This is a genomic window from Salinicola sp. RZ23, assembly GCF_003206675.1.
In the GTDB taxonomy this organism is placed as follows: domain Bacteria; phylum Pseudomonadota; class Gammaproteobacteria; order Pseudomonadales; family Halomonadaceae; genus Salinicola; species Salinicola endophyticus.
On record NZ_PZJK01000007.1, the window covers coordinates 640,477 to 651,083 of the forward strand.

Genomic DNA, 10,607 nt, shown 5'->3' on the forward strand with positions numbered 1-10,607 from the left:
CTTACCAGGTATGCCCCCCAGACAGGCCCTCCGCCGGCATCACCCCATGGCCCGTGCCAGGCGCTCGACCCCCGGGCCGATACGCGCCACATCGATGGCACCGAATCCCAGCCGCATGAAGTGTCGCGGTGGCACCCGGTCGAAGAAGTGCTGGAAGCCGGGCTCGATCAGCACCCCGTACTGGGCCGCCCGCCACGCCAGGCGCTGGGTATCGATCTCGGCCGGCGCCTGCAGCCAGAAGACGCTGGCGTGGTCGCCGCCCACCCGTCGGCAGCTCGGCAGATCGCGCTGGAGGCAGGCATCGAGGGTCTCCCAGCGGCGGTACATCTCCTCGGCGAAGACACGCAGATAGCGGTCGTAGTGGCCCTGGGACAGGAACTGCGCCAGCTGCTGCTGCAGGCTCGAGGGCGGGTGCCGGTACATCAGCCGGCGCAGCGCGCGCAGCTCCTCGATCAGCTCGGCATCGGCGACCAGATAGCCCAGCCGCAGCCCCGGCGATAGCGGCTTGGAGAGGCTGCTCATGTAGATGACACGGGCACCCGCCCGGCTCGCCTTCAGCGCCGGCAGCGCATGGTGGTCGAAATTCACCTCGGCGTCGTAGTCATCCTCCAGCACGATCTGATCGCGACGCTGGATCTGCTCGATCAGCGCCTCCCGCCTTGCCCGGCTCATGGTCACCCCGGTGGGGCCCTGATGGCTCGGGGTGACATAGAGGTAGTCGCAGTCGGCCGCCGCCGCATCCAGGCACATGCCCTCGTCGTCCAGCGGCTGATAGCTGAGCCGGGCCCCCTGACGCAGGAAGACGTTGGCCGCCTCGCGGTAGCCGGGGTTCTCGACCGCGACCCGGGTGCGCGCATCGAACAGCAACTGGGCGATCAGAAAGAGCGCATTCTGCGACCCCAGCGTGATCAGAATCTCGTCACTGCGGGCGTGGATGCCACGCTTGGGCAGCACCCGGGTGCGCAACTGCTCGATCAGCATCGGATCGTCCTGATCGTAGCGGTCGCTCAGCCAGTGGCGCTCGCGCTGCCCGCCGAGCAGCCGGCGGGAGGCCTCGCGCCACTGCTCCAGCGGAAACAGCCGGGTATCGAGCTGGCCATACACGAACGGATAGTCGTAGTGCATCCAGTTACTGGGGCGCAGCACGCCCTGGAAATGGCTGGGCCGATGGGTGAAGCGCGCGTCCCATCCTGGTGCATCCTGCGCCTGCGCTGCACTCGGCTGGCTCGCTGGCTCCCCCGCTGCCATGTGATAGGCGGTGTGCAGGTAGTAGCCACTGCGCGGCCGGCTGACCAGATAGCCATCCTCCACCAGCCCTTCGTAGACCAGCGCCACGGTGTTGCGCGAGATCCCCAGCTGGCTCGACAACCGGCGGCAGGAGGGGAGCGCCTCCGCGGCGGGAATGGTACCGGTATGGATGGCATCGAGCAGCGCCTCGCGCAGCTGCTCCTGCAGCCCCCGCGGGGCGTCGAAATCGAGCGCAAAGTAGTGATCGAGCATGGTGCACCTCGCTGGCCAGCCGTGACGTCGCGCTAGGGGTTGTTACGCTGCAAGAACCACGCCACCGAACGTCGGCCTGCGCCTGTCATCGCTTGCCCCCGCACTACCCAGGCTGCCCCCTCCAGGCTCTCCCCCCCCTGGGCCCGCCGCTGTCTCGACCATCCCCGGCATCTGTCCTGTGGCATCGCCACGGCCCGACCTTACCATCGCCGATAGCGCCCAGAGCGCGGCGCCCGCCCCGCGGGACGCGCCAACAACAATATCAACCGTGAGGATCGCAACATGGGCAGTACCTTTCATGGCATCATCGCCTTCGCGCTGATGGCGGCGCTACTGGTCGCCGGAAGCCTACTGCGCAGTCGCCTCGCCTGGCTGCGCGCCAGCCTGGTGCCGGGTAGCATCGTCGCCGGCGTGCTCGGTTTCCTCCTGCTCTCGTGCGGGCTGATCCCCGGCTACGGACCCGGGGACTTCACCGCCCTCGCCTTTCACTTCTTCACCCTGAGCTTCATGTCGCTGTGTCTGACCGGCAGCCCCAAATCGGCGGCCCGGGAGGGCCGACAGAGCGTGGTCGGCGGCGGGCTCTGGCTCACCCTGATCTGGACCGCCAGCCTGGGGGGGCAGGCGGTGCTCGGCTTCGCCCTGATGGCGGGCTACGACGGAATCAGTGGCGCCAACCTCGACCCGCTGCTGGGGGCGATCGTCACCCATGGTTTCACCCAGGGGCCGGGCCAGGCACTGACCTACGGCACCCTCTGGGAGACCCGCTACGGTATCGCCGATGCCGCCCAGGTCGGCGTCATCTTCGCCTCGCTGGGCTTCATCGCCGCGTTCGCGGTGGGGGTGCCGGTGGCGCGCCACTTCCTCAAGCGCGGCCTCAACAGCAACCGCGAGTCGACCCTGGATGACGACTTCATCGCCGGCTTCCACGCCCCCGAACGTCAGCCCGCCAGCGGTCGGCAGGTCACCCACCCGGGCAACGTCGACTCCCTCGCCTGGCATCTCGGTCTGCTCGGGGTCGCCTACGTCATCACCTACGCCTGGCTGTCGTTCATGCAGCCGCTGGTCGCCGGCAACCAGGTGCTGTCGGTCTTCTTCAGCTTCAATCTCTTCTTCATCCACGGCCTCACGATCTGCGTGTTGATGCGCCTGCTGATCGACCGCTGCGGCTGGTCGAGCAAGGTCGACGACGACACCCTCAAGCGCATCACCAGCGGTTCGGTCGACTTCATGGTGGTGGCCACGCTGATGAGCGTTCAGGTGGCGGTACTCACCGCGCTGCTGGTCCCGATCCTGATCGTCGCTGCCGGCGTCACCCTCGTCACTCTGCTGGGCGCGGTGGCGATCGGCCGCTTGAGTGGGCGACTCGGCCCGGAACGCACGGTGACCGCCTTCGGCTGCTGCTGTGGCTCCACCGGTACCGGCCTGCTGCTGCTGCGCATGCTCGATGCGGACTTCAGCACCTCGGTGCCCAAGGAGCTGGCGTTCTTCAACATCGCGATCATCGTGGTCAACATTCCGACCCTGTTCTTCTTCGCGCCGATCGCCCCCTCCCTGGGCACCTGGACCTACCTGGCGATCTTCGGTGGCTATGCCGTGGCCGCCCTCGCCTGTATCCCGCTGCTGCGGGGCTGGCAACGCCGACTTGAGGCTCGCGCGCCGGCCCATCAGGAGCCGACCCCGACATGAGCCTTCGTATCTATGCCGCGCGCCGCATCCTGACCATGAATCCGAGCCTGCCGGAGGCGACCCATATCGCCGTGCGCGATGGGCGCGTGCTCGGAGTCGGCACGCGGGAGGCGTTGGCCGACCTGGGCGCCCACGAGGTCGATCAGCGCTTCGCCGACAAGGTGATCCTGCCCGGGTTCGTGGAGGGGCATAGCCATGCGCTGGAGGGGGCGCTGTGGGAGTACGTCTATGCCGGGTTCTTCGCCCGCCAGGACCCCGAAGGTAACTCCTGGCCGGGGCTGACCGACATCGCGTCGCTGCAGGCGCGCCTGCGTCAGCAGGCTGACACCCTCCCCGCCGGGACCGCGCTGATCGCCTGGGGCTTCGATCCGATCTACTTCCCCGACCGGCGCCTGGACCGCCACGATCTGGATGCGGTCGACGCCGAACGCCCCATGGTGGTGATCCATGCCAACCTGCACATGATGACGGTGAACGGGGCCATGCTGCGCCACGCCGGTCTCGACCGGCACGCCGGAATCGAGGGGGTGATGACGGACGCGGATGGCCATCCCAACGGCGAGCTGCGGGAGATGGCGGCGATGTTCGCCATCTTCGATACGCTGTCGCTGGATCTCTTCGACCGTGGCAGCGAGCCGCAGACGCTGGCCCGCTATGCCCGGATCGCGCAGCGCCACGGCGTCACCACCCTGACCGATCTCTACAATCCGCTCAGCGAGCACGGCGTCGAGAGCATGCTCGCCACCTGTGCCCGTGACGACGTGCCGATGCGCCTGGTGCCGGCGATGAGCGCACTGACCTACCCCACCGATGTCGGCATCGAGCGGGTACTGGCGTGCCGCCAGCTCAGCACCGACAAGCTGCACTTCGGGCCGGTCAAGCTGATGACCGATGGCTCGATCCAGGGCTACAGCGCCCGACTCAACTGGCCGGGCTACCACGACGGCATGCCCAACGGGCTGTGGAACGCGGAGCCGGAGCGGCTCATCGAGGTGGTCCAGCGCTACCATCAGGCCGGGCTGCAGCTGCATATCCACACCAACGGCGACGAAGCCGTGGATCTGATGCTGGATGCGATCGAGTCCGCCCTGGAGCTGTGGCCACGCCCCGATCATCGCCACACCCTGCAGCACTGCCAGATCATCAATCAGGCGCAGATGAGGCGCGCGGCCCGCCTCGGGGTCTGCCTCAACATGTTCGCCAACCACCTCTACTACTGGGGCGATATTCACCGCGCGCGGACGCTGGGTTTCGAGCGCAGCCAGCGCCTGGAGCCGCTGGCCTCGGCCGAACGTATCGGCATCCCCATCGCTGCGCACTGCGACGCTCCGGTCACACCGTTGTCGCCACTCTTCACCGCCTGGTGCACGGTGGCGCGTCAGACCGCCAGCGGGGCGGTACTGGGCGCCCACGAAGCGCTCAGCGTGACGCGGGCGCTCAAGCTCATCACCCTGGATGCCGCCTATACGCTCAGGCTCGATGATCGCATCGGCAGCCTCGAGGTGGGCAAGTTCGCCGACATGGCGGTGCTGGACGAGGACCCACGCGAGGTAGCGCTGGCGCAGCTGCCGACGCTGCGCGTCGCGGCGACCGTGGTTGGCGGCATCGTCTATCCCAATCCGCCGACCGAGCCCTGATGACGGACGCCGACGCCGCCGCCGGCACCACCGCGGTCACGCTGGTCGCCGGCTATCTCGGCGCCGGCAAGACCACCTGGCTCAACGCGCACCTGCGAAAGGAAGGCGGCGCCGATACGCTGGTACTGGTCAATGACTTCGGCACTCTCAACGTCGACGCCGAGCTGATCGAGCACCAGGGCGAGCGCCTGCTCGCGCTGAGCAGCGGCTGCCTGTGCTGCTCGCTGAGTGACGAGCTCGGTGCCCAGCTCTCACGCCTGGCGCGCTGGCCGCAACCGCCCTCGACGCTGATCATCGAGACCAGCGGCGTGGCCCGCCCCGGACGGATCGCCGATCTCATCCGGGTGGCGCGGCGCTACCACCTGGAACGCACCGTCACCCTGGTGGATCTCTCCACCTTGAGCGCTCGACTCGACGACCGCCGGGTCGGCGATCTGGTCGCCGAGCAGATCATCAGCGCCACCGAACTCGCGGTGAACCGGGAGTCGTTGCTGCCCCCGGCATCGCGGCAGGCCGCCTGGCAGCGGCTGAGGGCACTCGCCCCTGCCCCTGACGCCCGCCAAGCCACTATGACGCCGCTGGCCGCGGCAGCCGGGCCGGGGGGCACACCGACGCCGGCGTTCCGCCCTGCGACGGCCGTCTCCGGCGCTGCCCCCGCTCCTGGCCCCGGCCGCCCAGACTGGCAGCGTTTCCGCGTCACGCTGCCGGCGACGCTGCGCCGCGAGACCCTCGAGGCGCTGCTCGCCGCGCATCGGGACGCCCTCGCGCGGGCCAAAGGGTTCGTCGACTGCGCGGGGCATCGCTACGTCTTCCAGTGGAGCGGCGGGCGCCCCTCGTGGACACCCACGGCGCCGGGTCGCGGCGGGCCGAGCCAGCTCACCGGGATCGGCTTTCGCGGCGTCGCGCTGACGCAGCTGATCGCCGCGCTCGAAGCACTGGCGTGACCCCTGCCCAGCCACATCTGGCACGGAACCTGCATAAATCTTTTGCATCAGTCATTGATGAGACATGCGCGGGTCATGGATCCGTCACGTGACTGCCCGCGGCTACGCCTCGACGCCGGAGCCTCGGCTGGCCAGCCTCAGGCCACGCGCGTGGCGTCTGGCCAGCCGCCGCCGGCCAACTGGCTCTACGAGACGGGGCAGCGAGTTCTTTAGGGTGAAACCACCGCCACACGGGCCGCGCCGTCGCCGACGGCCGCCCCGGCGGGGCAATCCATGACAACGACCGCCATGGCAGCGATGTAATAGCAGCGACGCCATAACAACGACGCAATAACAACAATCACGACAACGACATCACTCGATAGCGGCGTCACGCGACCAAGACGTCACGCCATAACAACACCTCGAGAGGGTTCTTCATGATGCGCTTCCCGATCCGTTCCACGACACCGACCCCGCACCGTTCCGGCGCACGCCTCGCCACCCTGGTGGGCGGCGCCCTGCTGGCCCTGGCCATGGCCACGCCGCCCTGGGCCATGGCAGCCGATCTGCCCGAGATCGAGAGCCGCGGCAGCATGAGCGTGGCCACCGAGGACAACTACGCCCCGTTCAACTACATCGAGAACGGCCAGCCGGTCGGCTTCAATGCCGACGTGCTGGTGGCGCTGCGCGAGTACGCCGACTTCGACGTCAAGCAGGACATCCTGCCCTGGACCGGCCTGCTGGCAGCGGTCTCCACCGGCCAGTACGACATGGCACTGACCGGCGCCTCGGTCTCCGACGAGCGCCTGCGCGTCTTCAACTACACCGCGCCCTACGCCTCCGCCCAGCACTTCGCGATCACCCGTGCCGGCGATGACAGCATCAAGAGCGTGGCCGATCTGAGCGGCAAGACGCTGGGGGTCCAGGCCGGCAGCGTGCTGCTGTCACGCCTGCCCGAACTCGAGAAGATGCTCAAGGAGAGCGGCGGTGAGCTGGGCAAGGTGGTGCAGTACGAATCCTACCCGGAAGCCTTCGCCGACCTGGCCAACGGCCGGCTCGACTTCGTGATCGACTCGGCGGTACCGGTCAACACCCTGGTGGCCTCCAAGCCGAACGTCTTCGCCAAGGGGCCGGCGGTATCCGGCCCGGGCTATGTCTCCTGGCCGATCCCCAAGTCGAGCCCCGAGCTGCTGGCCTACATGAATGGCTTCCTCGACCATCTGCGCGACAGCGGCCAGCTGGCAGCGCTGCAGGAGAAGTGGTTCGGCGAGAGCTTCCCGAACCTGCCCACGGTGCCGCTGACCAGCGTCGAGCAGTTCCACGAGCTGCAGGCCAGCAGCCAGTAGCAGATCACCGCGGCGGCGCCGCGAGCACCTCTCGTCGACCCGAGCGCGCCGCGGCCTGCCCGCGGTGCGCTGCCAGCGACCACTCTGTGGAGAGATCATCATGAACGCCAGTGCCTGGCACATGCTGCTGGAGGGAGCCTGGACCACGCTCTGGATCTCCGGCGCGTCCATCGCCATGGGGGTCACCGCCGGGCTGATCCTGGCGCTGATCCGACTCGCCAGGGTCCCGGTCATCGATCAGCTGCTGGTGCTCTACATCAGCCTGGCCCGTGCCACGCCCCTGGTCACGCTGGCGCTGTTCATCTTCCTCAGCGCCCCGACCTTCGGCCTTCAACTGGACCGCAACGTGGCGGGGATTCTGGCCCTCACCCTCAATACCACCGCGTTCAACGCCGAGATCTGGCGCAGCGCCTTTCGCAACTTCTCACGCGAGCAGCGCGAGGCGGCGATGGCCACGGGCATGACGCCCTGGATCACCTTCCGCCGCATCATGCTGCCGCAGATGGTGATCACCAGCCTGCCCGGGCTGATCAACGAGATGTCGTTTCTGATCAAGGGCAGCCCGGCGATCGCGGTGATCGGCATCGTCGACCTGACCCGCGTCACCAACCGCATCTCCGCGGTCACCTATGAGCCGCTGCCACCGATTCTGGTCGCCTGCGTGCTCTACATGGCGATCATCGGCGGCCTGGTATGGGCCCAGCGCGTTGCCGAACGCCGCGCCAACCGGCTCGCCGTCTAGGGCATCGCGAGGAGAGAGTGTCATGAGCAACTGGCAAATTCTGTGGCAGGCGCGGGATCAGTTCTGGTCCGGCTTTCTCAGCACCATGACGATCTTCGGCTGTGCGATCAGCGCCGCGTTCGTGATCGGCTGCGTCCTGCTCTATCTACTCGAGGGCAGCCGCCCTCGCCTGGCGGTACCGCTGCGGGTGTTCATCGACGGCATGCGCATGCTGCCGTTTCTGATCCTGGCCTACCTGCTCTACTACGGCCTGCCCAGCTTCGGCATCCGGCTCGACGCCTGGTGGTCGGGCGTCGGCGCCCTGGCGGTCTACCACGGCTGCTATATCGCCGAGATCTTCCGCGGCAGCCGGCTGACCTTCCCGCCCGGCCAGATCGAGGCGGCGCAGGCCCACGGCTTCACCCGCAGCAAGATGTTCCTGCGCCTGATCCTGCCGCAGATCGTCATGCAGACCCGCCCGCTGCTGGGCAATCAACTGATCTACGCGCTCAAGGACACGGCCTTTCTGGTCATCATCACCGTGCAGGAGCTGACGGCCGCGGCCAACAGCCTCTCCGGTACCTATTTCATTCCCACCGAAGCCTTCATCGTGGTGATCGGCTTTTACTGGGCGGTCAGCATCGTGATGGAAGTCATCGTCAAGCAGTGTGGGCGCTTCGGTAGCAGACGGGGGTTCGACAATGTCTGATCTTCACGCCACGGCCGGCCGTCAGGCGACGCCCGAGCCGCCAGCGGCGGGTGATTCCCACGCGACTACGGCCGCGGTCTCGATCCGCAATCTATCCAAGAGCTTCGACGACGTCGAGGTGCTGCGCGACGTCAATCTGGAGGTCAAGCAGGGCGACGTCGTCACCATCCTGGGCTCCTCCGGTTCGGGCAAGTCGACGCTTCTGCGCTGCATCAACTGGCTGGAACAGCCGGAGCGCGGCACCATTCACATCGCCGGGGAGCGTATCGGCATGAACGCCGACGGGCGCCCGATGTCGGTGAAGGCGCTGGCGCGGGTGCGCGCCAGGACCGGCATGGTGTTCCAGAGCTTCAACCTGTGGCCGCACCTCAACGTGCTGCACAACGTCACCGAGGCGCCGATCCACGTGCTCGGCCAGCCGCGCCAGGAAGCCGAGGCACGTGCCCGCGAGCTGCTCGACAAGGTCGGCATGTCGCACAAGCAGGATGCCTACCCCAACACCCTCTCCGGTGGCCAGAAGCAGCGCGTGGCGATCGCCCGTGCGCTGGCCATGCAGCCGGAGGTGATGCTGTTCGACGAGCCCACCTCGGCGCTCGACCCGGAGCTGGTAGGCGAGGTGCTGGGGGTGATCAAGGCGCTGTCGGCCGAGGGCTACACCATGGTCATCGTGACCCATGAAATGGCCTTCTCCCGCGCCGTCTCCGATCAGGTGGTGTTTCTCGAGAAGGGGCTGATCATCGAGCAGGCCGATCCCGAAACCTTCTTCACCCGGCCCCGCACCGAGCGCGTTCAGCGCTTTCTCGAACGCCACCAGTGACTGCTCGACAGCCACCCCTCGACGTGCCAACAATGGCAGGCAGTGCGACTGCCGGGGAGGCGCTGCCATGGCAATGACGGTAACGGTGCTGGACGACTATCAGGGCTGCTGCGGCTTTCTCGATGCCGTACGCGAACTCGACGGCTGCGACGTGCGCCTGGATATCGAGCACGCGCGGGTTGCGCCGTCGGCGCTGGCGGCGCGGCTGGCCGAGAGCGATGCGGTGATCCTGATCCGCGAACGCAGCGTGCTCACCCGCGAGGTGCTGGCGCAGCTGCCGCGGCTCAAGCTGGTGGTGCAGACCGGCCGCCTGGCGTCGGCGATCGACCTGGAGGCGTGCCGCGAGCTGGGGATCGCGGTGCGCGAGGGCTCCGGCTCGCCCATCGCCCCGGCCGAGCTGACCTGGCTGCTGATCATGGCCGGCTGCCGCCGGCTCGGCGGCTATCTGGCGCGCCAGGCCCAGGGCGAGTGGCAGCGCACCACCGAGCGCCTGGAGACGGAGTCGCTGGGACATGCGCTCCACGGGCGTACCCTGGGCATCTGGGGGCTGGGCAAGATCGGTGGTCTGGTGGCCGGCTACGCCGCTGCCTTCGGCATGCAGGTGGTGGCCCATGGGCGCGAATCGAGCGCCGGCCGCGCCTTCGAACTGGGTATCGCGTTCGAGCCCGATCGCCACGCCTTTCTCGCCCGCTGCGACGTGGTCACACTGCATCTCAGGCTCAACGATGACACCCGCGGCATGATCACCGCACGCGAGCTGGCCGCCATGCGCGCCGACGCGCTGCTGGTCAACACCAGCCGCGCCGAACTGATCCGCGACGGTGCCCTGCTCGACGCCCTCGATGCCGGACGCCCGGGGAGCGCGGCACTGGACGTGTTCGAGCAGGAGCCGGAGGGCGCCCGCGCCTATCAGGCGCATCCACGGGTACTGGCGACGCCACATATCGGCTTCGTCGAGAAGGATACCTACGAGCGCTACTTCGCCACTGCCTTCCAGCAGGTCAAGACGTTCTTCGACGCCGAGCGCTGAGCGCTGAGCTAGAAACGCGAAGGGCCCGGTGAATACCGGGCCTCTCTCTTAGTTTTCCTGGACTCCCTGGTTCTCCTGGCGGCACCCAGAGGGTGTTTACAAATTCGGCGAGCGAAGGCCAGACCGGGGCGCGTAGCTAAGGCAAAATCGGTCGAGAAAGCGGAGTTTACACGGGGTAAATGAGCATTTTGACCGGGCTCGCGTACGAGGCCGATTTTAAGGTTCTTCACGGAAG

Annotated in this window: 9 protein-coding genes; 8 read left to right on the top strand and 1 reads right to left on the bottom strand. The window is 67.7% G+C overall.

The genetic code is table 11. The features are described 5' to 3' along the window. Window positions 1–39 precede the first annotated feature (39 nt). The gene (locus DOM67_RS09030; RefSeq protein WP_110675276.1) at window positions 40–1,500 is read right to left on the bottom strand and encodes a PLP-dependent aminotransferase family protein; all 1,461 of its coding nucleotides are present in this window, start codon (window positions 1,498–1,500) and stop codon (window positions 40–42) included. Between the two features lie 282 nt (window positions 1,501–1,782). On the opposite strand from DOM67_RS09030, the gene DOM67_RS09035 reads away from it, so the two are divergent. The 8 genes from DOM67_RS09035 to DOM67_RS09070 all read left to right on the top strand — a co-directional run bounded on the left by DOM67_RS09035 (window position 1,783) and on the right by DOM67_RS09070 (window position 10,372). Continuing rightward, a complete protein-coding gene (locus DOM67_RS09035) occupies window positions 1,783–3,186 on the top strand; it encodes a sodium/glutamate symporter (protein ID WP_110675277.1) in 1,404 nt (467 codons plus the stop codon). Beyond that, entirely contained in the window at window positions 3,183–4,823 is a 1,641-nt protein-coding gene (locus tag DOM67_RS09040; RefSeq protein ID WP_110675278.1) for an amidohydrolase, read from the top strand. The genes DOM67_RS09035 and DOM67_RS09040 overlap by 4 nt, the downstream gene beginning before the upstream one ends. Further along, a complete protein-coding gene (locus tag DOM67_RS09045) occupies window positions 4,823–5,767 on the top strand; it encodes a GTP-binding protein (protein ID WP_110675279.1) in 945 nt (314 codons plus the stop codon). Before DOM67_RS09040 ends, DOM67_RS09045 begins: the two co-directional genes overlap by 1 nt. A 419-nt stretch (window positions 5,768–6,186) precedes the next feature. Continuing rightward, entirely contained in the window at window positions 6,187–7,095 is a 909-nt protein-coding gene (locus tag DOM67_RS09050) for a transporter substrate-binding domain-containing protein (protein WP_232825191.1), read from the top strand. Window positions 7,096–7,195: 100 nt separating this feature from the next. Continuing rightward, window positions 7,196–7,837, top strand: a complete 642-nt coding sequence (locus DOM67_RS09055; RefSeq protein WP_110675280.1) for an amino acid ABC transporter permease — start codon at window positions 7,196–7,198, stop codon at window positions 7,835–7,837. Between the two features lie 22 nt (window positions 7,838–7,859). Further along, entirely contained in the window at window positions 7,860–8,525 is a 666-nt protein-coding gene (locus tag DOM67_RS09060; protein WP_110675281.1) for an amino acid ABC transporter permease, read from the top strand. Beyond that, window positions 8,518–9,342: an amino acid ABC transporter ATP-binding protein gene (locus DOM67_RS09065; RefSeq protein WP_110675282.1), complete on the top strand. Its 825-nt coding sequence runs from the start codon at window positions 8,518–8,520 to the stop codon at window positions 9,340–9,342. The genes DOM67_RS09060 and DOM67_RS09065 overlap by 8 nt, the downstream gene beginning before the upstream one ends. A 67-nt stretch (window positions 9,343–9,409) precedes the next feature. Next, a complete protein-coding gene (locus DOM67_RS09070; protein ID WP_232825192.1) occupies window positions 9,410–10,372 on the top strand; it encodes a D-2-hydroxyacid dehydrogenase family protein in 963 nt (320 codons plus the stop codon). Window positions 10,373–10,607 lie beyond the last annotated feature (235 nt).